Below are 24,507 nucleotides of genomic sequence, written 5' to 3' on the forward strand. Positions count from 1 at the left end.
GCATAGGCTGGGCCGGTGAACGACGACGCCTACTCCCTGGCCACCGACGCCGCCCAGAAGCTCGCCGACCTGACCGGCGTCGAGCGCCACGACGTGGCCCTGGTGCTCGGCTCGGGCTGGCTCCCCGCGGTGGACGCGCTCGGCGAGGCCACCGCCGAGATCGCCACGACCGACCTGCCCGGCTTCAACCCCGCCGCGGTCGCCGGCCACTCCGGCACGATCCGCTCGGTGCGCTCGGGCGAGCGCAACCTGCTGGTGTTCCTCTCGCGCACCCACTACTACGAGGGCAAGGGCGTGCCGGCCGTCGTCCACCCGGTCCGCACCGCGGCCGCCGCGGGGTGCTCGACGATCGTGCTCACCAACGGCTGCGGCGGGCTCAAGGAGACCTGGAGCCCCGGCCAGCCCGTGCTGATCAGCGACCACATCAACCTCACCGGCCGCTCCCCCATCGAGGGCGCGCGGTTCGTCGACCTCACCGACCTCTACTCCCCGCGCCTGCGCGCGCTGTGCCGCGAGATCGACCCGAGCCTCGACGAGGGCGTCTACGTCCAGTTCCCCGGACCGCACTACGAGACCCCCGCCGAGATCGGGATGGTCCGCGCCATCGGCGGCCACCTGGTCGGGATGAGCACGACCCTGGAGGCCATCGCCGCGCGCGAGGCCGGCATGGAGGTCCTCGGCATCAGCCTGGTCACCAACCTCGCCGCCGGCATGAGCGGCGAGCCGCTCGACCACGCCGAGGTCCTCGAGGCCGGCCGCGCCGCGGCCAGCCGGATGGGAGACCTCCTCTCCACGATCGTCCCGCGGATCTGATGGCCCCCGACGAGACGACCGGCGAGACACCCGACCCCACCGGCGACCTGTCCTCGGGTCGCGAGACCCGGGCCCGGCTGGTCGAGGCGGCCACGCGCGCCTTCGCCGACCACGGCGTGCAGAACGCCTCGCTGCTCGACATCACCCGCCAGGCCGGCCAGCGCAACCGGGGCGCCGTGCACTACCACTTCGGCTCGCGCGCTGGCCTGCTCACCACGGTGCTCGACCAGTTCACCGAGGTCCTCGCCGCGCGTGAGCGCGAGCTGCTCGCCGCGGCGCGCGAGCGGCCCGACGACGACCTCGGTGCGGCGATCGAGGCCGTCGTGCGGCCCAGCGTCGAGGTGGCCGAGGGCGACTGGCGCGGGCGCTGCTACCTCATGATCGTCGCGGAGCTCATCGCCGACGACCAGGCCCGCGCCCTCGACGGCGTGGAGGAGGCGCTGGCCCGCACCGGGGGCCACGAGGTCTACGCCCTCATCGTCGAGCGGATGCCGGCGCTGCCCGACGCGCTGCGCGAGGAGCGCCTGACCCTGATGACCGGCTTCGTGCTGCGCGCCATCGGCGACCGCGCCCGGGCCCTGGGCGGCGACTCCCCCCGGCGCGAGCGCCTCGACACCGACGCCTTCGTCGCCAACCTGGTGGCCATGGCCGCGGCGATGCTGCGCGCCCACCCCCTGCCCGACGTGCCCGCGTCCGGCCTGCCCGCGTGAGCACGCTGTCGGCGCGCATGCGCGAGGGGTCGATGGCCGAGCACCGCGCCGCCGAGGCCTCGGTCTTCGTCACCCGCCTGCTCGAGGGAGGGGTCGACGCCGCCGGCTACACCGCCTACCTGCTGCGGCTGCAGCGCGTGTACGCCGCGCTCGAGCGCACCGCCCGCGCCCACCTGCACCACCCCGGTGTCGTCGCGGTCCACGACCCCGACCTCGAGCGGTCGGCCGCGCTGGAGGCCGACCTGGAGCACTGGGCGCCCGGCGGACCCCGCGAGGTCGACTCCCCCGCGGTCGCGGCCTACGAGCGCCGCATCGAGGCCAGCACCGGCGTGGCCGGCGGCGCCGGCTTCGCGGCCCACCACTACACCCGCTACCTCGGCGACCTCTCCGGGGGCCAGGCCATCGGCCGCACCCTCGACCGGACCTTCGACCTCGGGGGCCGCGGCACGGACTTCTACCGCTTCGACGCCGTACCGAGGCCCAAGCCGTACAAGGACGCCTACCGCCTGCGCCTCGACGGGCTCGACCTCGACGAGGCGCAGCAGGAGGCGGTCGTGGCCGAGGTGCAGGCGGCCTTCGCCCTCAACCAGGCGCTCTTCGTCGAGCTCGCGGCGGAGCTGGACCTGCTCGGCGCGCGCTGACGCACGCGCGGCTTGGACCGCCGCGCTTGGGTGGACCCATGAGCACCTCCGCCCCGACCCCCGCGAGCATCCCGACCCGCACCCTCGGCACCGCCTCCCACGAGGGTCGACCCCTCACCGTCTCCGCCCTCGGCCTGGGCTGCATGGGCATGTCGGAGTTCTACGGCACCGGCGACGAGCAGACCGGCGTCGACACCATCCACCGCGCCCTCGACCTCGGCGTGACCTTCCTCGACACCGCCGACATGTACGGCCCGTTCACCAACGAGCAGCTGGTGGGCCGCGCCATCGCCGGACGCCGCGACGAGGTCCAGCTGGCCACGAAGTTCGGCAACGAGCGGCTGCCCGACGGCACCCGCCTGGGCATCAACGGCAGGCCCGACTACGTGCGCACCGCCTGCGACGCCTCGCTGCGCAGGCTCGGTGTGGACCACCTCGACCTCTACTACCAGCACCGTGTCGACAAGACCGTGCCGATCGAGGAGACCGTCGGCGCGATGGCCGAGCTCGTCGAGGCCGGCAAGGTCCGCCACCTGGGCCTCTCGGAGGCCTCGGCCGCCACGATCCGCCGCGCCCACGCCACCCACCCGATCACCGCGCTGCAGACCGAGTACTCCCTGTTCACCCGTGACCTCGAGGACGAGATCCTCCCCGTGCTGCGCGAGCTCGGCATCGGCCTGGTGCCCTACTCGCCGCTGGGTCGCGGCATCCTCACCGGCGCGATCACCGACGAGAGCCAGCTGGAGGAGGGCGACTCGCGTCGCACGGCGTACTTCCCCCGGCTCAACGGCGAGGGGCTGCGCGCCAACCTCGCGCTCGTGGCGAAGGTGCGCGGGATCGCCGAGGCCAAGGGCTGCACCCCCGGCCAGCTCGCGCTCGCCTGGGTGCTCGCGCAGGGCGACGACACCCTGGGCGTCGCCCCCATCCCCGGCACCAAGCGCGTGCGCTACCTGGAGGAGAACGCCGGGGCCGTCGCGGTCTCCCTCGACGCCGCCGACCTCGAGGCCCTCGAGCGCGCCGTGCCGCGCGACGCCGTCGTGGGCGAGCGCTACGGCGACATGAGCAGCATCGACGCCTGAGCGGGCGTGAGGGGGACCCGGTTTCCCTGCGCCGGCGAGGGGCAGCATCCGGTCGTGCCCTGTCGTCCCCTGGTCGCCCTGCTCTCCCTCCTCGTCGGCGTCACCGCCGCCTGCAGCAGTGGCGGCGGCCAGGACGGGTCGGGCGGGCCCGGCGCTCCCGCCGCGTCCTCGCCGGCCACGCCCACCCCGAGCGACCCGGCGCCCCCCGCCCGCTCGACCGCCGTCACCCTGGACCGGGGCACGAGCACCCGGTGCGCGCCGGCCCGGAAGCCCTACGTGGTCTGGGAGTCGTTCCGGGTGAGCGCCCCGGCGACGGTCGAGCGCCTGGTGCTCGGGGGGCTGCGGGGGGTCGAGGTCTCCGGGCAGTCGATCAGTCGCCGCCCGCCCGGGCAGGGGTCCTACACCGGCATGGCCCGCGGCACCGCGCCTCCCCGCGGCGAGCGCGACACCGTGGCGTGGGGCGAGCGGAGCGCCCTGCCCGCGCAGGTGGGGCCCGGCGACTACTACGTCTTCGCACGCGTCTCGCAGGCCCGCCGCGGCGGCGGCTGGGACCGCTTCGGCCTGGAGTTCACCGACGCCGACGGGGTGGCCGGCAGTGTGGCGCGCGCCTGGGCCACCGGCTTCCGGGCCGCGTCGGACCCGGTGTCGGCGCCGGGTGGTCGCTGCGGCTCCTGAGCGCCCGCGGCGCCGGACCGGCCCGGCTAGGACCGCCGGTCGCCACGCACTAGCGTCAGCCCCATGACCCGCCCCGACCTCGCCACACTGCTCGACCTCGCCCGCGCCTGGAGCGCCGACGACCCCGACCCGGCCACCCGGGCCGAGCTGGACGCGGTCGTGGCGGCGGCCGAGGCGGGCGACGCGGCGGCGCAGGGCGACCTGGCCGACCGCTTCGACGGCACGCTGGAGTTCGGCACGGCCGGCCTGCGCGGCGCCCTGGGTGCGGGGCCCCGCCGGATGAACCGCGTCGTGGTGACGCGGGCGGCCGCCGGCCTCGCGGCGTACCTCCGGGAGACGGGGGCGCGCGGCGGCGTGGTGATCGGCTACGACGCGCGGCACAACAGCGACGTCTTCGCGCGCGACACCGCCGAGGTGATGACCGGCGCCGGCTTCGAGGCCCACCTGCTGCCCGCCCCCCTGCCGACACCCGTGCTGGCCTACGCCATCCGCGAGCTCGGCTGCGCCGCCGGCGTGATGGTCACCGCCAGCCACAACCCGCCCGAGGACAACGGCTACAAGGTCTACCTCGGCGACGGCAGCCAGATCGTCGCCCCCGTCGACGCCGCCATCGCCGCGCAGATCGCCGCGGTCGGCCGGGTCGCCGACGTGCCCCGCGGTCGCCCCGGGCGGGTGCTGGGCGAGGAGGTCGTCGACCGCTACCTCGACACCACCGCCGCCCTCGTGGCCGACGGGCCGCGCGACCTCGACATCGTCTACACCCCCCTGCACGGCGTCGGCGGCACCTCGGTCGCCGCGGTGCTGGAGACGGCCGGCTTCGCGGCCCCCCGCGTGGTGGAGCAGCAGGAGCAGCCCGACCCCGACTTCCCCACCGTCGCCTTCCCCAACCCCGAGGAGCCGGGCGCCATGGACCTGGCCATGGAGCTGGCCGCCCGCGTCGACGCCGACCTCGTGGTCGCCAACGACCCCGACGCCGACCGCTGCGCGGCGGCCGTGCCGACCCCGCAGGGCTGGCGCATGCTGCGCGGCGACGAGGTCGGCGCCCTGCTCGCCGACCACCTGCTGCGCTCGGGCCGCGAAGGCACCTACGCCACCTCCCTCGTCTCCTCCAGCCTGCTCGGCACCATGGCCGCTGCCGCCGGCCAGCCCTACGTCGAGACCCTCACCGGCTTCAAGTGGATCGGTCGCGTCGACGGCCTCGCCTTCGGCTACGAGGAGGCGCTCGGCTACTGCTGCGACCCCGAGCACGTGCGCGACAAGGACGGCGTCTCGGCGCTCCTGCTGCTGTGCGACATCGCCGCCGGGGCCAAGGCCGAGGGCCGCACGCTGCTGGACCTGCTCGACGACATCGCGCGCCGCCACGGCCTGCACGCCACCGACCAGCTCTCGGTGCGCGTCGAGGACCTCGGCGTCATCACCCGGGCGATGCAGACGCTGCGCTCCACCCCGCCGACCGTGCTCGGCGGCCTCGCGGTGGAGGCGGTCGACGACCTCGCCGCTCCGCCCGCCGGCGGCCTGCCGCCCACCGAGGGTCTCCGCTACCGCCTCGCCGAGGGCGCGCGCGTGGTCGTGCGCCCCAGCGGCACCGAGCCCAAGCTCAAGTGCTACCTCGAGGTGGTCGTGCCCGTGGAGGCCGGCCCTGACGACGACGCGGCCGATGCCGTCGCGGCCGCCCGCATCGTCGCCGCGGGACGCCTCGACGCCGTCCGCACCGACCTCGCGGCCGCCGCGGGGCTGTAGCCGCGGCCGGGCGCGGTCACGGCGTCGGGATCACACGAGCAGGGTCACGACGAGGGCGACGGCGAGCACCACGACGACGCCCACCCAGGGCCAGCTGGTGGTGCGCCCCGCCTCGCCGAGCAGCGCCTCCTGCTCGGGCGAGCGGGCCGCCACCCCGCGGGCCAGACGGGCCTGCTCGGCCAGGTGACGCAGCCGCTGCTCGACGAAGTCGGCCTGGTCGACGCCCTTGCCCGCGGGCGCGGTGACCTCGCTGAGCCAGCTGCTGGGGCGACTTCCCCGACGGGCCGCACGTGCCTCGCCGATGAGCTGGCGCGAGCTGCGCGCGATGGTCGGGGAGACGAAGCGGCGCTCACCGGCGAAGACGGCCAGGACGTGGCGCACGACCACGCTGGTGACCGCGGCCAGCGGCACCCGGTCGGTGCGCACGAGGTGGCGCAGCACCAGCACGTCGCCCTCGACCCAGACGGCCGGGCGCAGCATGACCAGCCACACCACGACCTCGAACAGCGCGACGCCCACGACGAGCGCCGGGCCCAGACCGCCGTACACGCCGGCCAGGACGAGGACGGCCGGACCGATGGCGAGACCGAGGTAGCCGGTGAACCTGCCGTTGCTGGGCGGGAAGCGCTGGACCTCGACGCTCTCGTCGACCACGTGACTCTCCTCCGCGTGCGCTCGCTGCGGGGCCCGGTGGGGCCCGGTCGCCGGTTGGGGCACCGACGGCGCGCAACCCTATGCTGCCCTCATGCCTATCACTGCCTCGTCGGCTGCCACCGCGCCGACCGGCGGCAGCGGCCTCGCGGACGTCACCTCGTCCGACGCGGCGCTGCGCCGTTTCCTCCACGGGCTCCCCGGCGTCGACCAGGTCGGCGCCGAGGCCCGGGCCGCGTCGCTGGCGACGCGCTCGATCAAGACCACGGCCAAGGAGCACGCGCTCGACCTGGCCATCCGCATGGTCGACCTCACCACCCTCGAGGGCTCCGACACCCACGGCAAGGTGCGCGCGCTGGCCGCCAAGGCCGTGCGCCCCGACCCCGCCGACCCGGCGTGCCCATCTGCGGCCGCGGTGTGCGTGTACCCCGACATGGTCGCCACCGCCAAGGAGACCCTCGGCGACAGCGGCGTTCACGTGGCCGCCGTGGCCACCGCCTTCCCGAGCGGTCGCGCGGCCCTCGACATCAAGCTCGCCGACACCCGCGACGCGGTCGAGGCCGGCGCCGACGAGATCGACATGGTCATCGACCGTGGGGCCTTCCTCTCCGGCCGCTACCTCCAGGTCTTCGAGGAGATCGTGGCCGTGCGCGAGGCCTGCGCCCGCGCCGATGGCGAGGACGCCCACCTCAAGGTGATCTTCGAGACCGGCGAGCTGCAGACCTACGACAACGTCCGCCGCGTTTCCTGGCTGGCCATGCTGGCCGGCGCCCACTTCATCAAGACCTCGACCGGCAAGGTGCAGCCCGCCGCCACCCTGCCGGTGACGCTGGTGATGCTGGAGGCCGTGCGCGACTTCCGCCGCCAGACCGGCCAGATGGTCGGGGTGAAGCCCGCGGGCGGCATCCGCACCAGCAAGGACGCGATCAAGTACCTCGTGATGGTCAACGAGGTCGCCGGCGCCGACTGGCTCGACCCGGACTGGTTCCGCTTCGGCGCCTCGACGCTCCTCAACGACCTGCTCATGCAGCGCACCAAGCTGCGCACCGGCCGCTACTCCGGCCCCGACTACTTCACCCTGGACTGATCCCATGACACCCAGCAGCCCCTTCGACTACGCCCCCGCGCCCGAGTCACGCGCCGTGGTGGACATCAAGGCGACCTACGGCCTCTTCGTCGGCGGAGAGTTCGTCGACGGCCACGGCACGCCCTTCAAGACCGTCGACCCCGCCACCGAGGAGGTCCTCGCCGAGGTCGCCGAGGCCAGCGACGCCGATGTCGACGCCGCGGTCAAGGCCGCCCGCAAGGCCCACGAGCGCGTGTGGGGCCGGATGCCCGGCCGCGAGCGCGCCAAGTACCTCTACCGCATCGCGCGGATCATCCAGGAGCGCAGCCGCGAGCTGGCCGTGCTGGAGACCATCGACAACGGCAAGCCGATCAAGGAGTCGCGCGACGTCGACGTGCCGACGGTCGCCGCGCACTTCTTCTACTACGCCGGCTGGGCCGACAAGCTCGAGCACGCGGGCTACGGCACGACCCCGCTCGGCGTCGCCGGCCAGGTCATCCCGTGGAACTTCCCGCTGCTGATGCTGGCGTGGAAGGTCGCGCCCGCCCTGGCCTGCGGCAACACCGTGGTGCTGAAGCCGGCCGAGACGACGCCGCTGACCGCGCTGCTCTTCGCCGAGATCTGCCAGCAGGCCGACCTGCCCGCGGGCGTCGTCAACATCGTCACCGGCGCGGGCGCCACCGGCCAGGCCCTCGTGGCCCACCCCGGCGTGGACAAGGTCGCCTTCACCGGCTCGACCGCGGTCGGCAAGGCCATCGCCCGCACGGTGGCCGGCACCTCCAAGAAGGTCACGCTCGAGCTGGGCGGCAAGGCGGCCAACATCGTCTTCGACGACGCCCCCGTCGACCAGGCCGTCGAGGGCATCGTCACCGGCATCTTCTTCAACCAGGGCCACGTCTGCTGCGCCGGCTCGCGCCTGCTGGTGCAGGAGTCGATCGCCGAGGAGGTCCTCGACCGGCTGCGCGAGCGGATGTCGACCCTGCGCCTGGGCGACCCGCTCGACAAGAACACCGACATCGGGGCCATCAACTCCGCCGCCCAGCTCGCCCGCATCCGCGAGCTGGCCGACATCGGCGAGCAGGAGGTCTCCGGCGAGCGCTGGTCGCCGGCCTGCGAGCTGCCCGAGCGGGGCTTCTGGTTCCCCCCGACGGTCTTCACCGGGGTGACCCAGGCCCACCGCATCGCCCGCGAGGAGATCTTCGGCCCCGTGCTGTCGGTGCTGACCTTCCGCACCCCCTCCGAGGCGGTCGAGAAGGCCAACAACACCCCCTTCGGCCTCTCCGCCGGCATCTGGTCGGAGAAGGGCTCGCGCATCCTGGAGATCGCCAGCCGGCTGCGCGCCGGCGTGGTGTGGGCCAACACGTTCAACAAGTTCGACCCCACCAGCCCCTTCGGCGGCTACCAGGAGTCCGGCTACGGGCGCGAGGGCGGCCGTCACGGCCTCGCGGCCTACCTCGAGGGAGGACAGCGATGAGCGACCGCATCGACGTGCGCAAGACCTACAAGCTCTACGTCGGGGGCGCCTTCCCCCGCTCGGAGTCCGGCTACACCTACGAGGTCACCGACGCGAAGGGAGCCTTCGTGGCCAACGCCGCCCTCGCCTCGCGCAAGGACGCCCGCGACGCCGTCGTCGCCGCCCGCAAGGCCTTCGGTCCCTGGTCGGGCCGCACGGCCTACAACCGCGCCCAGGTGCTCTACCGCGTCGCCGAGGTGCTCGAGGACCGTCGCCCGCAGTTCGTGCAGGCCGTCGTGCAGTCCGAGGGACTCTCGGCGAGCAAGGCCGAGCGCGTGGTCGACGAGTCCGTCGACCGGCTGGTCTGGTACGCCGGCTGGGCCGACAAGATCACCCAGGTGGTCGGCGGCGCCAATCCCGTCGCCGGGCCGTTCTTCAACCTCACCACCCCCGAGGCCACCGGCGTCGTCGCCGTCCTCGCCCCCGAGCGGTCCTCGCTGCTCGGGCTGGTCACCGCGATCGCGCCGGTCGTCGTCACGGGCAACACCGCGGTCGTCGTGTCGTCGTACTCCCGGCCGCTGGCGGCCGTGACCCTCGCCGAGGTGCTCGCCACCTCCGACGTGCCCGGCGGCGTGGTCAACGTGCTGACCGGGTCGGCCGCGACCCTCGGCCCGTGGCTGGCCTCGCACATGGACGTCAACGCCCTCGACCTGCTCGGCACCGCGGGCCAGACCGAGCTGGCGCGCGACCTGGAGGTGGCCGCGGCCGACAACCTCAAGCGCGTGCGTCGCGCCCCGGCGGCCGAGCCCGACTTCACCCGCGAGCCCGGGCTCGACACCATGACCGACTTCCTGGAGCTCAAGACGGTCTGGCACCCGATGGGCGTCTGACCCGGGTCACTCACCCCGACAGCAGCGACGTCAGCGACGCCCCCGGCCCACGGCCGGGGGCGTCGTCGCGTGCGGGCTCGCGTGGGAGGCTCGCCTGGCGGGGTCAGCCCGCGGCGGCCAGGGCGCTGCGGGTGGCGGTGACCACGTCGGCGACGGCCTGCCGCGCGGCGACCGGGTCGACCGGGCGCGCGGCGGTGAGGGTCACCCGCACGACGGCGCTGCCCTCGCGGAACCACACCCGCGAGACGCCCGTCGGGTCGTCGCCGTCGAGCAGGGTGCCGCAGGCCTCGAGGTCGGCGGGGAGGCCGACGACCGGCGACTCCACCGTCTCACCGCGCGAGCGCATCAGCGCGCACGCCTCGTCCCAGGTGCGCTGGGCGGCCTCCTCGTCGCTCTCGGGGGCCGCCGACCCGGTGTCGGTCGAGGGCGAGCCGGAGGCCTCCGTGGCGGGCCCCGCGGAGGACCCGGTGGACGACCCGGTGGAGCCGGACTCCTCGGGCTCCTCCTCGACGACGACCGGCACGCTGAGGACCCCGATCGAGCCGACGTCGTAGGCGCGCAGGCGACAGCCGCCGGCCACGAGGTCGCCGGTGGCCTCGACGCCCGGCGCCTGCCAGTCGAGGCTGCGCAGCAGGGAGGTGTCGAGCACCTGGGCGCAGACGCGCGGGGAGACGTCGGGCGGGTCGGCGACGGGAGCCTCTCCCCCGCCGGCGACGGCCGTCGCCGTCACGACCACGACCGCGCCCGCCACGAAACCCGCCGCGACGCCGAGCGCGGTCCTCTTCTCCACCATGGGGCCCTCCTGCCCGCCGGGCCCGCCCCCGAAACACCGACGCCCCGCGCCAGGCGGCACAATGGGCCGGTGCGTGCCCGGGTGATCGTCCTCGCCGGCCCCTCCGGGTCGGGCAAGTCGCGACTCGCGGAGCGGATCGGGCTGCCCGTGCTGCGCCTTGACGACTTCTACAAGTCCGGGGGCGACCCCACGCTCCCGCGGATCACCGAGGGCGCCAACGCCGGCATCGTCGACTGGGACCACCCCGACTCCTGGCTGCCCGAGGACGCCCTGGAGGCGATGGTCGCGCTGTGCCGCGACGGGCGCGCGGAGGTGCCGGTCTACGACATCGCCCACGACGGCCGCACCGGCACCCGGATGCTCGACCTCGGCGGCGGCGACCTCTTCCTCGCCGAGGGCATCTTCGCCCAGGACGTCGTGGGCCCGGCCCGCGAGGCGGGGATCCTCGGCGCGGCACTGTGCATCCGTCGCTCGGCCGCGCTCACCTTCTGGCTGCGCCTGACCCGCGACCTGCGCGAGCACCGCAAGCCGCCGCTGGTGCTGGTGCGCCGGGGGCTGGCCCTGGCCCGCGCCCAGCGCGGCGTGGTGGCCGACGCCGTGGCCAAGGGCTGCCGCCCGGTCTCCCCCGACGAGGCTGTGGCCGTGGTCGACGCCGTGCGGGCCGGGGCGCCGGCGCCGTGACCGGCGGCGCCCCGCTGCCCTTCGGGCCCGCGCTGCGCCAGCCCGACCAGCGCTCCTGCGGCGCGGCGGTGGTGGTCGTGGCACGCATGCTGGCCGACCCGGCGTACGCCGAGCGCGCCCTGCCCCGCTTCGGCGCGGAGGTGCTGGCCGCCCACCAACGGCTGACCGGGGCGCGGGACGCGACCGGTGCCCTGCAGGCGCCGTGGCCGCGCGCCGTCGGCACTCCCCCGTGGGCCGTCGCCCGCGCGCTGCCCCGCGGCCCCCACGGGGTGCGCCGCGCCCGCGGCCGCTTCGAGGACCTGCTGCGCGCGGTCGGCCACGGCCCGGCCGCGCTCTACGTGGGCGACCGGTGGCTGCCGCGCCACGTGCTGCTCGCGGTGGGACGCGACGGCGACGGGCCCGCGGCCCGCCTGGGGGTCTACGACCCCGGGTCCGGCACGCTGCGCACCCTGACCCGCGACGCCTACGCCGACGCCGCACTCCCCCTCGGCCGCTGGCGGCGACCCTGGTTCGTCGTGCTGCCGACGCGGTCGGCTCAGGCCTCGGCGGCCAGCGCGGCGTAACCGGGCTTGACCACCCCGTCGATGATCGCGAGGCGCTCGTCGAAGGGCAGGAAGGCCGACTTCATCGCGTTGACGGTGAACCACTGCAGGTCGTCGAGCCCGTAGCCGAAGGCGTCGACCAGCGAGGTCATCTCCGCGGTCATCGACGTGCGGCTCATCAACCGGTTGTCGGTGTTGACGGTGACCCGGAAGCGCAGGTCGGTGAGCAGCTTGATCGGGTGCTCCGCGATCGAGGCCGCCGCGCCGGTCTGCACGTTGGAGGCCGGGCACATCTCCAGCGGGATCCGCTGGTCGCGCACGTAGGAGGCCAGCCGGCCCAGGGTGACCGAGCCGTCGTCGGCGACGTCGATGTCGTCGACGATGCGCACGCCGTGGCCGAGCCGGTCGGCGCCGCACCACTGGATGGCCTCCCAGATCGACGGCAGCCCGAAGGCCTCGCCGGCGTGGATGGTGAAGTGGGCGTTCTCGCGCTGGAGGTACTCGAAGGCGTCGAGGTGGCGGGTGGGAGGGAAGCCCGCCTCGGCTCCGGCGATGTCGAAGCCGGCGACGCCGCGGTCGCGCCAGGCGATGGCGAGCTCGGCGATCTCCATCGACCGGGCCTGGTGGCGCATCGCGGTGAGCAGCTGGCGCACGACGATGCGCCCGCCGGTGGCGGCGACGCCCTGCGCGAAGCCCTCGGCCACGGCCGCGACGACCTCGTCGAGGGTGAGCCCGGCGTCGACGTGCTGCTCGGGGGCGTAGCGGACCTCGGCGTAGACCACGCCGTCGGCGGCGAGGTCCTCGACGCACTCCCGCGCGACCCGGGTGATCGCGGGGCCGTGCTGCATGACCGCGACCGTGTGGTCGAAGGTCTCGAGGTAGCGCACCAGCGACCCGGAGTCGGCCGACTCGGCGAACCACGCCCCGAGCGCCTCCGCGGAGTCGGCGGGCAGCGCGTGGCCGACCTCGGCGGCCAGCTCGAGGATCGTCTGGGGGCGCAGGCCGCCGTCGAGGTGGTCGTGCAGGAGCACCTTGGGCGCGCGCCGCACCTGGTCGTGGGTGGGCGTGGGGCGGGCGGTCGCTGCGGTCGGTGCGGTCACCCCCCGATCCTCCCGCACCGCCACCCACGACCGGAGCGCCGGGTGGCGCGCTAGGGTCCCCAGACGGTGTCCGGTCGCGGCCGGCGCCACGACCGCCACCCGCCACGAGAGGCCCCCCATGCGCACCTTCAGCACCTTCGACGAGCTCTCCGCCGCCGCCGGCGAGGAGCTCGGCACCAGCGACTGGGTCGAGATCGACCAGGCGCGCGTCGACACCTTCGCCGACGCCACGGGCGACCACCAGTGGATCCACGTCGACGTCGAGCGCTCGGCCGAGGGCCCCTTCGGCGGCACCATCGCCCACGGCTACCTCACGCTCTCGCTCATCCCGTGGCTCGGCTCCTCGGTCTTCGCGCTCGAGACCCCCGGGGCCAAGCTCAACTACGGCGTCAACAAGGTCCGCTTCCCGAACCCGCTCCGCGTGGGCAAGCGGGTGCGCCTCACGGTCACCATGGGCGAGGTCACCGACCTCCCGGCCGGCAAGCAGATCACCCTGCGCCACGTCGTCGAGATCGAGGACGAGCCCAAGCCGGCCTGCGTGGCCGAGACCGTCGTCCTCCTGCTCGAGGGCTGAGCCCGCGCGGCGGCGCTCAGGCGCTGCCGAACGGCGTGAGCAGCTGGTCGACCGGGGCGAAGGCGTCGGTGAGCACCTCGGCGTCGCCGGTGAAGGCGTCGAGGTCGGCGTCGGCGCGCACCTCCCACGCCAGGTCGCGGCCCTCCAGGCCCGCCGCCAGCGCCGCGAGGTCGAGGGGCCGGTCGGAGCCGACGACCACGACGTTGCCGCCCGCGGTGCCGGCGAAGGCCGCCGGCCGGGCGAGCACGGCGACGTGGTCGAAGACCTCCCGCAGCGTCGCGGTCTCGGCCCGCACGAAGGCCAGCGGGCCGTGGTCGATGAGGTTCATGACGTAGACGCCGCCGGGCCGCAGCACGCGGCGCACGTCGTCGACGGCCTCGACCGTCGTGAGGTGCCACGGCACGGAGACCCCTCCGAAGGCATCGCCCACCACGAGGTCGCGGCTGTCGTCGGCGAGCCGGTCGAGGCCCAGGCGCCCGTCCTCGACACGCACCTCGAGGTCGGGGCCGGTCTCGAGCCCGAGCCGGTCGCGGTCGACCTCGATCACCCCCGCGTCGATCTCGGAGACCACGCTCGAGGTGCCGGGCCTGACCTCGGCGAGGTAGCGCGGAAGCGTCAGCCCGCCGCCGCCGAGGTGGAAGGCCTCGAGGGCCTCGCCGGCGGGGAAGGCGGTGTCGACGACCGTGGCCGCGGCCTGCACGTACTCGAAGTCGAGGTAGGTCGGATCGGAGAGGTCGACGTAGGAGTTGCGCACCCCGTCGAGCACCAGCACCCGGCCGTCGGGCCGCTCCGGGTCGTCCTCGACGACCGCGCAGTGGTAGGTCGTCTCCACGTCGCAGCCGCCGGGGGCCACGGCGGCGCCGAGTCCCGCGGCGCCGACCAGCAGGAGGGCGGCCGCGCCGGCACGCCAGCCGCGCACGCGCCAGTCGGCCGCGACCCCCGCGAGCACGAGCAGCACGCCGAGACCCACCAGGATCGTGCTGACCGGCACCGTCGAGACCAGCACGAACCCGGTCACGACCGTGCCGGCGATGGACCCGGCGGTGCCGAGCCCGGAGAGCCGGCCCACGACCGTGCCGGTCTCGGCCAGGGTCGTCAGCCGCAGCTTGGTCACCATCGGCGTCACCGCCGCCAGCAGGGCGCCGGGCACGAGGATGGTCAGCGTCGCGGTCGGCAGCAGCAGTCCGCCCGAGTCGAGCTCGGCGGCGCTGCGCACCAGCAGGGGGGTCAGCGCCACGACCACCCCCGAGACGGCCAGCAGCGCGCCGAGGGTGCGCCGCGGGTCGACGACGTCGGCGGCGCGACCGCCCGCCCAGGAGCCGAGGGCGATCGCGGCCAGCGCGATCCCGATGACCACGGTGTTGGTCTCGAGGGTGAGTCCGAGGTAGGGCGCCAGCAGCCGCAGCGCCACCAGCTCGACCACGAGCACGGCCGCCGAGGAGCCGAAGACCAGCGCGCCCGCGGCGCGCGGGCCCAGGCCCGTGGCCGGGGTGCCGGCCGGGGTGCCGGCCGGCGTGCCGGTGGGGTCGGGGGTCATCCCACGCGGTCGATGACGATCGGGCCGACGGCGACCTCGGTGCCGGCGGGCACGACGTCGTAGCCGCCCTCCAGCGAGGCCAGGGCGCGCTCGAAGCGGGCCGGCTCGTCGGTGTGCAGCGTGAGCAGCGGCTCGCCCGCGCGCACGGCGTCGCCCGGGCGGGCGTGCCACACGACCCCGGCGCCGGCCTGCACCGGGTCCTCCTTGCGGGCACGGCCCGCACCCAGGCGCCACGCGGCCATGCCCACGGCCATCGCGTCGAGGCGGCTGAGGACACCGTCGGCCGGGGCGGTGACGACGTGCTGCTCGCGGGCCACCGGCAGCGTGGCGTCGGGGTCGCCGCCCTGGGCGGCGACCATGGCCCGCCAGGCGTCCATGGCCGACCCGTCGGCGAGCCGGTCGGCGGGGTCGACGTCGGTGACGCCGGCCGCGGTGAGCATCTCGCGGGCCAGCGCGACGGTGAGCTCGACGACGTCGGCGGGTCCGCCACCGGCGAGGACCTCCACCGACTCGCCCACCTCGAGGGCGTTGCCGGCGGTCAGGCCGAGCGGGGTCGACATGTCGGTGAGCAGGGCGACCGTGCGCACGCCGGCGTCGGTGCCGAGGGCGACCATCGTCTCCGCCAGCTCGCGGGCCCGGTCGACGGACTTCATGAACGCCCCGGTGCCGACCTTGACGTCGAGCACCAGGGCGCCGGTGCCCTCGGCGATCTTCTTGCTCATGATCGAGGAGGCGATGAGCGGGATCGCCTCGACCGTGCCGGTGACGTCGCGCAGGGCGTAGAGCTTCTTGTCGGCCGGGGCGAGCCCGTCGCCGGCGGCGCAGATGACCGCGCCGACCGACTCCAGCTGGCCCATCATCTCCTCGTTCGACAGCGCAGCGCGCCAGCCGGGGATCGACTCGAGCTTGTCGAGGGTGCCGCCGGTGTGGCCCAGGCCGCGACCTGAGAGCTGCGGCACGGCCACGCCGCAGGCGGCGACGAGCGGGGCGAGCGGGAGGGTGATCTTGTCACCCACGCCACCGGTGGAGTGCTTGTCGGCGGTGGGCCGCGAGAGCGAGGAGAAGTCCATGCGCTCCCCCGACGCGATCATCGCGGCGGTCCAGCGGGCGATCTCGGCGCGATCCATGCCGTTGAGCAGGATCGCCATCGCCAGCGCCGACATCTGCTCGTCGGCGACCTCGCCGCGGGTGTAGGCGTCGACGACCCAGTCGACCTGGCTGTCGCTGAGGCGCTGGCCGTCGCGCTTGGTCGTGATGACCTCGACCGCGTCGTGCTTGCTCACGTGGGGCTCCTTGTCGACGGCTCCGTCGCCGTCACCGTTGGGCTGGGACCGGCACCCTAGGACAGGTCGTCGGGTCCGAAGGCATCCGGCAGCACCTCGGCCATGGTGCGCAGCCCGGAGACGGTCCACAGCTGCAGCTCACGACCGCCGTTCTCGAACAGCAGCTGGCGGCAGCGCCCGCACGGCATGATGACCGCGCCGTCGCCGTTGACGCACACGAAGTGCGTCAGCCGGCCCCCGCCGGTCAGGTGCAGCTGGCCCACGAGGCCGCACTCCGCGCACAGCGTCACGCCGTACGCCGCGTTCTCGACGTTGCAGCCGGCCACGGTGCGCCCGTCGTCGACCCGCGCCGCCGCGCCCACCGCGAAGCGGGAGTAGGGGGCGTAGGCGTGCGTCGCCGCCTCGACCGCGACGGCCCGCAGGGCCGCCCAGTCGAACCCGTCCGGGGAGTCCGGGACGTCCAGGACGTCGGGGACGGCCACGTCAGGCCTTCACGAACGGCTCGCCGTCGGCGGCGGGTGGTCGCACCCGTCCGACGAAGCCGGCCACGACGATGACGGTGGCGAGGTAGGGCAGGGCGCCGATCAGGTCGCCGGGGATCCGGTCGACCAGGCTCAGCTGGGTGCCGAGGTTGCGCATGAACCCGAAGAACACCGCGGCCAGCGCGGCCCAGACCGGGTGCCAGCGACCCATGATGACCGCGGCGAGGGCGATGAAGCCCGTGCCGGCCGACATCTCCTTGTCGAAGGCCCCGGAGCTGCCGACGGTGTAGTAGGCGCCGCCGAGCCCGGCCAGCAGGCCGCCGAAGAGCACCGCCTGCCAGCGCAGCCGGTTGACCTTGATGCCCACGGTGTCGGCGGCCTTGGGGTGCTCGCCGACCGCGCGCACCCGCAGGCCCCAGCGGGTCTGGAAGAGCAGCAGCGCGACGACCACGACCGCGGCGTAGGTGAGGTAGACCAGGATCGTCTGCTCGAAGAGCGCCTGACCGATCACCGGGATGTCGCTGAGCACGGGCACGGCCAGCGGCTCGAGCGGGTCGGGGTTGTTGAGGCGACCGGTGCTCTCGCTGGGGATCTGGCCCAGCAGGAAGCCGGTCAGGCCGGTGGCGAAGGCGACGATGACGACGCCGAGCACGACCTGGTTGACCTGGTAGCGCAGCGCGAAGAGACCCAGGATCGCCGAGACGAGCATGCCGGCGAGCGCGCCGCCGAGCAGGCCGAAGGGCGCGCACAGCCACAGCGGGATGAAGGCCAGCGACGACAGCGCGATGCTGGCGAAGAGCGAGGCCGAGAAGGCGCCGGCGAGGAACTGGCCCTCGATGGCGATGTTGATGACGCCGGCCCGCTCGCACACCACGCCGGCCAGTGCGCCGAGCACCAGCGGGGTGGCGATGCTGATCGTGCCGGGGATCGGGTTGGAGATCGAGGCCTGGAAGCCCTCGCCCTGGTCGGCGAAGGCCCACGCCATGAAGGCGACGTAGAACGACAGCCCGACCAGCACGTAGAGCAGGAGCCCGAGTCCGCCGCGGGGCACGCGGTTGAGGGCGGCGAGCACCACGCCGGCCAGGGCGAGCACCAGGGCGACCCAGTTGACCAGGGAGCCGTCGAGGGAGCGCGGCTGACTGTCGGCCGAGCGCTGGGCCTCGAGCAGGTAGGTGACCGAGAAGCTGTCGGTGGTGAGCCGGAAGAGCAGCACCATCGCGGCGGCCAGGGCGAAGACCACGACCAGCCGCACCTGACGGCGCACGTCGGCCCGGTCGCGCACCTGCTCCTCGGGGGCCTCGCTGCGTGCGGGGGCGTCGACGACGCTCATCCTCCCCATCCCTTCGCCTCGACGCTGGAGCCCTGCCCGCGTCCCTTGATCCGGAAGATGCCGCGCACCAGGGCCGGTGCGGCGACGAACAGCACGATGAGCGCCTGGAGCACCTGCGAGAGCTCCGGGGCGATGCCGGCGGCGCCCTGCATCGACAGGCCTCCGGCCGAGAGCGCCCCGAAGAGCAGACCGGCCAGGACCGTGCCGACGGGGGTGGCCCGGCCCAGCAGGGCGACCGTGATGGCGTCGAAGCCCACGGTGCCGGCGACCTGGTCGGTCACCGAGTTCTGCTGGCCCAGCACCGTCATCGTGACCGCCAGCCCGGCCAGCACGCCGGCCAGCGTCATCGCGGTGACGTAGACCCGGGGCACGCTCATGCCGGCGGTGCGGGCGGCGTCGGGGTTGGCGCCGACGGCGCGCATCTCGAAGCCCAGCGTGCTGCGCTCCAGCAGCCACCACACGACGAGGGCGGCCAGCACGGCCAGCACGATCCCGAGGTGCAGGTTGCCGATCGCGGGGAAGGTCGCGCTGTCGTCGACCGGCGGGGAGAGCTTGTTGTCGCTGTTGGGGCGCTGGAAGGCCTCGAGACCGAGGAAGTAGAGCACCACGAAGCGGGCGACGTTGTTGAGCATGATCGTGGTGATCACCTCGTGGGCGCCGGTGCGGGCCTTGAGCAGCCCGATCACCCCGCCCCACAGCGCGCCGGCCACCAGCGCCGCGAGCAGCGCCACGAGCGCGTGCAGCCCGGTGGGCAGGTCCCAGGTGAAGCCGACGTAGCCCGCGGCGAGGCCCGCGACCAGCATCTGCCCCTGGGCGCCGATGTTGAACAGCCCGGCGCGGAAGGCCAGGCTCACGCCCAGGCCGGCGCAGATGAGCGGGGCGGCGCGGTTGAGGGTGCGGGTGAGGGCGTCGGCGCCGCCGAGCGAGCCGTTGACCAGCGCGGCGTAGCCGTCGCCGACCGCCTCGCCGGCGAAGCGGAAGAAGTCCCAGGGGTAGCTGAAGAAGTACGGCAGCGAGCCCAGCACGCGCTCGGTGGAGAACACGATGAGCACCGCGCCGACCACGAGCGCCAGCACGACGGCCAGCACGCTGTCGACGACGGTCGGCACGAAGGCGGAGGCGTCGAAGCGCCGGCGCGGCGCGGCGGCGGCCTCGTGGGGGTCGACCCGCTCGGGGTCGACGACGGACGGGGCGGCGGGGCCCTTCTGCGGGTCGCTCATGCCGCTCCTCCCCCGGTGCCGTGGGTGCCGGCGCCGGTGGCGCCGGTGGCCCCGGCCTGGTCGGTGTCCGTGGCGCCGGCCATCATCAGGCCGATCTCCTCTCGGGGGATGTCGGGGGTGACGGTGCCGACGATGCGGCCGTCGTACATGACCGCGATCCGGTCGGAGAGCGCGAAGACCTCGTCGAGCTCGGTCGACACGATGATCACCGCCGTGCCCTTGTCGCGCTCCTCGACGATGCGCTTGTGGATGAACTCGATGGAGCCGACGTCGACGCCGCGGGTGGGCTGGGAGGCGATGAGCACCTTGAGCGGGCGGGAGAACTCCCGGGCCACGACGACCTTCTGCTGGTTGCCGCCCGAGAGCGCGCTGACGGGGGTCTCCATGGTCTCGGTGCGGATGTCGAACTCCTCGATGCGCTGGCGGGCGTTGGCCTCGATGGCGCCCAGGCGCAGCGCGGGGCCGCTGGCGAACCGCTCGCTGCGGAAGAGGTCGAGCACGAGGTTCTCGCGCACGCTGAAGGAGCCGACGTAGCCGTCGTGGGAGCGGTCCTCGGGCACGTAGCCGATGCCGTCCTCCAGGCTCTGGCGCGGGCCGTGGCGGCTGATGTCGCGACCGTCGAGCCAGATCTCGCCGGCGTCGGGACGCACGAGCCCGAGCAGCGACTTGATCAGCTCGGTCTGCCCGTTGCCCTGCACGCCGGCGATGCCGAGCACCTCACCGGCGCGAGCCACGAAGGAGACGTCCTTGACGACCTGGTGGCCGCGGGGGTCGATGACGGTGACGTTGCGGGCCTCCAGCACCGGCTCGCCGACCGCGGCGGCGGCCTTGTCGACGACCAGCTGCACGGAGCGGCCGACCATCATCTCGGCCAGCTCGGCCTCGCTGGCGGTGGGCTCGGCGGTGCCGACGACCTTGCCGCGGCGGATCACGCTGATCCGGTCGCCGACGGCGCGGACCTCGCGCAGCTTGTGGGTGATGAAGATGATCGAGGTGCCCTGGGCGCGCAGCTCGCGCATGATGCCCATGAGCTCGTCGATCTCCTGCGGGGTCAGCACCGCGGTCGGCTCGTCGAGGATGAGCACCTTCGCCTCGTTGGCCAGCGCCTTGATGATCTCGACGCGCTGCTGCACGCCGACGGGGAGGTCCTCCACGAGGGCCTCGGGGTCGACCGCGAGCCGGTAGCGCTCGGAGAGCTCGCGCACCAGCCGTGAGGCGGCCTTGCGGTCGAGCACGCCGAGGCCGCGGGTGCGCTCGCGCCCGAGCATGACGTTCTCGGCGACGGTGAAGGGCGGCACGAGCATGAAGTGCTGGTGCACCATGCCGATGCCGGCGGCGATGGCGTCGGCCGGCGAGGCGAAGGCCACCGGCTCCCCGTCGACCAGGATCTCGCCCTCGGAGGGGTCGAGCAGGCCGTAGAGCATGTTCATCAGCGTGGACTTGCCGGCGCCGTTCTCGCCGAGCAGGCAGTGGATCTCACCGGGCCTGATCGTGAGGTCGATGCCGTCGTTGGCGGTGAAGGAGCCGAACCGCCTGGTCAGGCCCCTGATCTCGAGTTCCATCTACTCCCTCACGACGTACGTCGGCCGCTCCCCCGAGATGGCCGGGGGACGACCCTAGACCCGACAGGTCGGGGCGGGGTCCCCGCCCCGACCTGTCGGAGGTGGTGCTGTGCTGCTGGTGTGCTGCCGGTGTGGTGCTGGTCGGCCGGACCGGCCGGTGGCGCGGCGTGTCAGCCGACGGTGATCTCGCCGTCGATGATCTGCTGCTTGAGGTCCTCGATCGTGGCCTGGAGCTCCTCGTCGACGTCGTCGCTGAACGGGGCGAGCTTGACGCCCTCGTTCTCCAGCGTGCCGACGTAGACCTCGTTGGAGAACTCGTCCTCGGCGGAGGCGAGCACGGCGTCCTGCACGGCGACGTCCATGCCCTTCATGACCGAGGTCAGCAGCACGTCGCAGTACTCCTCGGCCGAGACGCAGCCGTCGGTGTCGACCCAGATCGCCTTGACGTCGTTGTCCTGGGCGGCCTGCAGGCCACCGAGGCCGGCGGGGCCGGCGACCGGGAAGATGACGTCGGCGCCCTGGTTGATCATCTCGGTGGCCGTCGACTGGCCGAGGTTCTTGTCCTCGAAGTCGTTGGTGAAGGAGCCCTCGGCGGACTCGGGGTCCCAGCCGATGACCTGCACGTCGGAGCCGGTGTCCTCGTTGTAGCGCTCGACGCCCTGCACGAAGCCGGTCATGAAGATGGTGACCGTGGGGATGTTCAGGCCGCCGAAGGTGCCGACGACGCCGGACTCGGAGGAGGCCGCGGCGGTGTAGCCGGCCAGGAAGGAGGGCTCGGCGGTGTTGAAGGTGAGGCCCTTGACGTTGGCCGGGGCGGTGTTGTCGCCCTTGTCGTCGGTGTAGGCGAAGTCGACGATGGAGAAGTCGACGTCCTTGTTCTTCTTCGCGGCGGCCAGGGTGGAGTCGCCGAGGAGGAAGCCGACCGTGGTGATCGAGTTGCAGCCCTGGCTGACCAGCTCGTTGATGTTGTCGTTGAACTCGGAGGGGTCGTTCGACTCGATGTCGGCCTCCTGCATCCCGTAGGCCTCGACCGCGTCGCGCAGGCCCTGGCGGGAGGTCTGGTTGAACGACTTGTCGTCGAAGCCGCCCGAGTCGGAGACCATGCAGGCCTTGAAGTCGGGGAACTGCTGGCTCGGGTCGGCCGAGGCCGACTCCGAGGTGCTCTCGGACGGCGTCGACGCGGGGTCCTCGCCGGCGTCGGTCTCGCGCTCGCCGCACGCGGACAGGGACAGGGCGACCATGGTGGCCACCGCAGCGATTCGGGCCGTCTTCTTCACGGCGATCCTCCTGGGTTCGTGACTGGCACCCCGCAGCGCGGGGCACATCGCGTCACCCTAGGTGGGCCCGGACGCCTTGTGCGCCCCGCGAGCCGAATTTCGTGAGGTTGTTACCTGTCGGTGACCAAGCTGCGCACCGCGGCCTCCGCGAGCATCGTCGCGCCGACCCCGATCGCCCGCTCGTCGACCTGGAGGTTGCCCTGGTGCAGGTCGTAGGTGGGCCCGCCCGGGGTGCGCGTGCCGAGGCGCAGCATGGCGCCCGGGACCCGGTCGAGGTACCACCCGAAGTCCTCGCCGCCCAGGCTCTGCGGCGCCAGCACCTCCGCCTCGGGGCCGAGGACGTCGCGCACCGCCCCGGTGAGCACGTGGTGGGCCGAGGCCTCGTTGACCACCGGGGGCACCCCCCGCTGGTAGTCGAGGTCGGCGGTGACGCCGTAGGGCCGCACGACGTCGTGGACGACCTCGCGCACCAGCTTCTCGCAGTCGGCCCAGGCCACGGCGTCGCGGATGCGGATGGTGCCGGCCACCAGACCGCGCCCCGGGATGACGTTGGCGGCCGAGCCGGCGTTGACGATGCCCCACACCACGCTGACCCCGGCGCGCGGGTCGAGGCGGCGCGAGAGGATCGCGGGCAGCTCGGTGACGATCTTGGCCAGGGCGAAGGTCAGGTCGCCGGTCAGGTGGGGGCGCGAGGTGTGCCCGCCGGTGCCGCGCAGCCGGATCTCCACCTTGTCGGTGGCGCTGGTCAGCGCCCCGAGGCGCAGCCCGACCTGCCCCACGTCGACGGCGGGGTCGCAGTGCAGGGCGAAGGCGCGCGAGAGGCCGTCGAGGCGGCCCAGCTTCATCAGGTGCAGCGCTCCCCCGGGCATGACCTCCTCGGCCGGCTGGAAGAACAGCCTGACCCGTCCGGGCAGCAGTCCCGCACGGTGCACCTCGGCCAGCGCGAGCGCGGCGCCGACCAGCGAGGTCGTGTGCACGTCGTGGCCGCAGGCGTGGGCCACGCCCGGTGTCGTGCTGGCCCAGTCGTGGCCGGTGTCCTCCTGCACGGGCAGCGCGTCGAGGTCGGCGCGCAGGCCCACCGCGGGCTCCCCGTCGTCGGGCCCGAGCTCGGCGACCAGGCCGGTCTGCGGCAGCAGCTCGACCTCCCAGCCGGCGGCCGCGACCCGCGCCGCGACGACCTCGGTCGTGCGGGTCTCGGCCCACGACAGCTCGGGGTGGGCATGCAGGTCGCGGCGCAGGGCGACGAGCGCGTCACGGTGGGCGGCGACGGAGGCGGCGATCACCGCTGACGCGGTCGTGGGAGCAGTGGGGCCGTCGGAGGACATCGGGTGCAGGCTAGTTCACCGGGCGTCGGTGCCCGGCGGGTGTCCGCCCGACCCGTGCCGGTCGTCGTGCCGGCCGTCGCGGTCGCCGTCGTACGCCGCGAGCAGCCGGTCGGCGGCCACGGTGGCGGGCAGCTCGCCCGCGAGCACCTGGGCGCGGACCTCGGCGCGGAGGGCGCGCACGCCGGGCGAGAGCCGCAGCCGTTGGTCGAGCTCGTCGCGCACCATCGCCCAGGTGAAGTCGAGCTGCTGCTCGGCGCGCTTGGCCGCCAGCCCCGCTTCGCCGAGGTGCGCGCGGTGGTCGAGCACTCGCTCCCACAGGTCGTCGACGCCGGTGCCCTCCAGCGCCGAGCAGGTCACCACCGGTGGGGCCCACTCCCCCGCGCCGCGCACCATGCGCAGCGCGCCGGCGAGGTCGCGGGCGGCGGCGCGGGCCTCCTGCTCGCGGTCGCCGTCGGCCTTGTTGACCGCGATGACGTCGGCGATCTCGAGGATCCCCTTCTTGATGCCCTGGAGCTGGTCGCCGGTGCGGGCGAGGGTGAGGAAGAGGAACGTGTCGACCATGCCGGCCACGGTGACCTCCGACTGCCCCACGCCGACGGTCTCGACCAGCACCACGTCGTGGCCGGAGGCCTCGAGCACCGCCATGGCCTGCACCGTGGCCCGGGCGACGCCGCCGAGGGTGCCCGCCGAGGGCGACGGCCGGATGAAGGCGGCCGGGTCGGTGGCCAGGCGGCCCATCCGGGTCTTGTCGCCGAGCACCGAGCCGCCCGTGCGCACCGAGGACGGGTCGACGGCGAGCACGCCGACGCGGTGGCCGGCGGCGGTCAGCCGGGTGCCGAGGGCCTCGATGAAGGTCGACTTGCCGACGCCGGGCACGCCGGAGACGCCCACCCGCACCACGCCCGGCCCGGCGCCGCCCGCCGGGTCGCCGGAGCCCTCGGCCAGCGCGGTCAGCAGCTCGCGCGCCTGGCGGCGGTGCTGCGGGCGCGAGCTCTCGACCAGCGTGATCGCCTGCGACACCGCGGCGCGCCGCTGGGCCCGGACGCCCTCGACGAGGGCCTCGACGTCGACGGGCACGGGGCC

24 protein-coding genes are annotated in these 24,507 nt (G+C 74.3%); 12 read left to right on the forward strand and 12 right to left on the reverse strand.

The features are described from left to right. The first annotated feature begins 15 nt into the window (after positions 1 to 15). The 6 genes from M3673_RS11635 to M3673_RS11660 all read left to right on the forward strand — a co-directional run bounded on the left by M3673_RS11635 (position 16) and on the right by M3673_RS11660 (position 5,658). Positions 16 to 813, forward strand: a complete 798-nt coding sequence (locus M3673_RS11635) for a purine-nucleoside phosphorylase (RefSeq protein ID WP_056863891.1) — start codon at positions 16 to 18, stop codon at positions 811 to 813. After that, positions 813 to 1,523 (forward strand): TetR family transcriptional regulator, encoded by a 711-nt coding sequence (locus M3673_RS11640; RefSeq protein ID WP_251533816.1) that lies wholly within the window; start codon positions 813 to 815, stop codon positions 1,521 to 1,523. Before M3673_RS11635 ends, M3673_RS11640 begins: the two co-directional genes overlap by 1 nt. Next, positions 1,520 to 2,164, forward strand: a complete 645-nt coding sequence (locus M3673_RS11645) for a biliverdin-producing heme oxygenase (protein ID WP_251533818.1) — start codon at positions 1,520 to 1,522, stop codon at positions 2,162 to 2,164. Before M3673_RS11640 ends, M3673_RS11645 begins: the two co-directional genes overlap by 4 nt. A 38-nt stretch (positions 2,165 to 2,202) precedes the next feature. Then, positions 2,203 to 3,243, forward strand: a complete 1,041-nt coding sequence (locus M3673_RS11650; RefSeq protein WP_193661261.1) for an aldo/keto reductase — start codon at positions 2,203 to 2,205, stop codon at positions 3,241 to 3,243. 54 nt (positions 3,244 to 3,297) lie between these two features. Continuing rightward, positions 3,298 to 3,918 (forward strand): hypothetical protein, encoded by a 621-nt coding sequence (locus M3673_RS11655; RefSeq protein WP_251533819.1) that lies wholly within the window; start codon positions 3,298 to 3,300, stop codon positions 3,916 to 3,918. Positions 3,919 to 3,981: 63 nt separating this feature from the next. Beyond that, positions 3,982 to 5,658 carry a phospho-sugar mutase gene (locus tag M3673_RS11660; RefSeq protein WP_251533821.1) on the forward strand — a complete coding sequence of 559 codons (1,677 nt, stop codon included), beginning with the start codon at positions 3,982 to 3,984 and terminating at the stop codon, positions 5,656 to 5,658. Positions 5,659 to 5,688: 30 nt separating this feature from the next. On the opposite strand, the gene M3673_RS11665 is transcribed toward M3673_RS11660, so the two are convergent. Continuing rightward, positions 5,689 to 6,312, reverse strand: a complete 624-nt coding sequence (locus tag M3673_RS11665; protein ID WP_251533822.1) for a hypothetical protein — start codon at positions 6,310 to 6,312, stop codon at positions 5,689 to 5,691. Positions 6,313 to 6,403: 91 nt separating this feature from the next. On the opposite strand from M3673_RS11665, the gene deoC reads away from it, so the two are divergent. The 3 genes from deoC to M3673_RS11680 are packed head-to-tail and all read left to right on the forward strand — an operon-like array spanning position 6,404 to position 9,718. Continuing rightward, the gene (deoC, locus tag M3673_RS11670; RefSeq protein WP_228941948.1) at positions 6,404 to 7,396 is read left to right on the forward strand and encodes a deoxyribose-phosphate aldolase; all 993 of its coding nucleotides are present in this window, start codon (positions 6,404 to 6,406) and stop codon (positions 7,394 to 7,396) included. 4 nt (positions 7,397 to 7,400) lie between these two features. Next, positions 7,401 to 8,849, forward strand: coding sequence for an aldehyde dehydrogenase family protein (locus M3673_RS11675; RefSeq protein WP_056903698.1), 1,449 nt, complete (start codon positions 7,401 to 7,403; stop codon positions 8,847 to 8,849). After that, complete coding sequence (locus M3673_RS11680) at positions 8,846 to 9,718, forward strand: aldehyde dehydrogenase family protein (protein ID WP_056863880.1); 873 nt, start codon at positions 8,846 to 8,848, stop codon at positions 9,716 to 9,718. Before M3673_RS11675 ends, M3673_RS11680 begins: the two co-directional genes overlap by 4 nt. A gap of 103 nt (positions 9,719 to 9,821) precedes the next feature. On the opposite strand, the gene M3673_RS11685 is transcribed toward M3673_RS11680, so the two are convergent. Further along, positions 9,822 to 10,511, reverse strand: a complete 690-nt coding sequence (locus M3673_RS11685; RefSeq protein ID WP_251533824.1) for a hypothetical protein — start codon at positions 10,509 to 10,511, stop codon at positions 9,822 to 9,824. A gap of 69 nt (positions 10,512 to 10,580) precedes the next feature. Between M3673_RS11685 and M3673_RS11690 the strand changes: the two genes are divergently transcribed. Further along, the gene (locus tag M3673_RS11690) at positions 10,581 to 11,192 is read left to right on the forward strand and encodes an ATP-binding protein (RefSeq protein WP_251533826.1); all 612 of its coding nucleotides are present in this window, start codon (positions 10,581 to 10,583) and stop codon (positions 11,190 to 11,192) included. Then, positions 11,189 to 11,755 carry a hypothetical protein gene (locus M3673_RS11695; RefSeq protein WP_251533828.1) on the forward strand — a complete coding sequence of 189 codons (567 nt, stop codon included), beginning with the start codon at positions 11,189 to 11,191 and terminating at the stop codon, positions 11,753 to 11,755. Before M3673_RS11690 ends, M3673_RS11695 begins: the two co-directional genes overlap by 4 nt. Here M3673_RS11695 and M3673_RS11700 read toward each other — a convergent pair. Further along, positions 11,728 to 12,834: an adenosine deaminase gene (locus tag M3673_RS11700; protein ID WP_251533830.1), complete on the reverse strand. Its 1,107-nt coding sequence runs from the start codon at positions 12,832 to 12,834 to the stop codon at positions 11,728 to 11,730. The genes M3673_RS11695 and M3673_RS11700 overlap by 28 nt on opposite strands. Before the next feature lie 118 nt (positions 12,835 to 12,952). Between M3673_RS11700 and M3673_RS11705 the strand changes: the two genes are divergently transcribed. Continuing rightward, on the forward strand, positions 12,953 to 13,408 hold the full coding sequence (locus tag M3673_RS11705; protein WP_056863875.1) for a MaoC family dehydratase: 456 nt from the start codon (positions 12,953 to 12,955) through the stop codon (positions 13,406 to 13,408). Positions 13,409 to 13,424: 16 nt separating this feature from the next. Here the strand turns inward: M3673_RS11705 and M3673_RS11710 are convergent, their stop codons facing one another. The 9 genes from M3673_RS11710 to meaB all read right to left on the reverse strand — a co-directional run bounded on the left by M3673_RS11710 (position 13,425) and on the right by meaB (position 24,501). Then, positions 13,425 to 14,945, reverse strand: coding sequence for a fused MFS/spermidine synthase (locus M3673_RS11710; protein ID WP_251533832.1), 1,521 nt, complete (start codon positions 14,943 to 14,945; stop codon positions 13,425 to 13,427). Next, positions 14,942 to 16,228 (reverse strand): thymidine phosphorylase, encoded by a 1,287-nt coding sequence (locus M3673_RS11715; RefSeq protein ID WP_251533834.1) that lies wholly within the window; start codon positions 16,226 to 16,228, stop codon positions 14,942 to 14,944. Before M3673_RS11715 ends, M3673_RS11710 begins: the two co-directional genes overlap by 4 nt. Before the next feature lie 56 nt (positions 16,229 to 16,284). Continuing rightward, on the reverse strand, positions 16,285 to 16,710 hold the full coding sequence (locus M3673_RS11720; RefSeq protein WP_251533836.1) for a cytidine deaminase: 426 nt from the start codon (positions 16,708 to 16,710) through the stop codon (positions 16,285 to 16,287). A 1-nt stretch (position 16,711) separates the two neighbouring features. Then, positions 16,712 to 18,040 (reverse strand): ABC transporter permease, encoded by a 1,329-nt coding sequence (locus tag M3673_RS11725; protein ID WP_156718109.1) that lies wholly within the window; start codon positions 18,038 to 18,040, stop codon positions 16,712 to 16,714. Further along, positions 18,037 to 19,260: an ABC transporter permease gene (locus tag M3673_RS11730; RefSeq protein ID WP_251533837.1), complete on the reverse strand. Its 1,224-nt coding sequence runs from the start codon at positions 19,258 to 19,260 to the stop codon at positions 18,037 to 18,039. The genes M3673_RS11725 and M3673_RS11730 overlap by 4 nt, the downstream gene beginning before the upstream one ends. After that, entirely contained in the window at positions 19,257 to 20,822 is a 1,566-nt protein-coding gene (locus M3673_RS11735; protein ID WP_251533839.1) for an ABC transporter ATP-binding protein, read from the reverse strand. The genes M3673_RS11730 and M3673_RS11735 overlap by 4 nt, the downstream gene beginning before the upstream one ends. Positions 20,823 to 20,992: 170 nt before the next feature. Then, on the reverse strand, positions 20,993 to 22,099 hold the full coding sequence (locus M3673_RS11740) for a BMP family protein (protein ID WP_056903692.1): 1,107 nt from the start codon (positions 22,097 to 22,099) through the stop codon (positions 20,993 to 20,995). A gap of 110 nt (positions 22,100 to 22,209) precedes the next feature. Then, the gene (locus tag M3673_RS11745; RefSeq protein ID WP_056903691.1) at positions 22,210 to 23,424 is read right to left on the reverse strand and encodes an amidohydrolase; all 1,215 of its coding nucleotides are present in this window, start codon (positions 23,422 to 23,424) and stop codon (positions 22,210 to 22,212) included. 15 nt (positions 23,425 to 23,439) lie between these two features. Then, positions 23,440 to 24,501, reverse strand: a complete 1,062-nt coding sequence (gene meaB, locus M3673_RS11750; protein ID WP_251533841.1) for a methylmalonyl Co-A mutase-associated GTPase MeaB — start codon at positions 24,499 to 24,501, stop codon at positions 23,440 to 23,442. Positions 24,502 to 24,507: the final 6 nt, after the last annotated feature.

The organism is Nocardioides sp. P86 (genome assembly GCF_023712465.1).
Classification (GTDB): domain Bacteria; phylum Actinomycetota; class Actinomycetes; order Propionibacteriales; family Nocardioidaceae; genus Nocardioides; species Nocardioides kribbensis.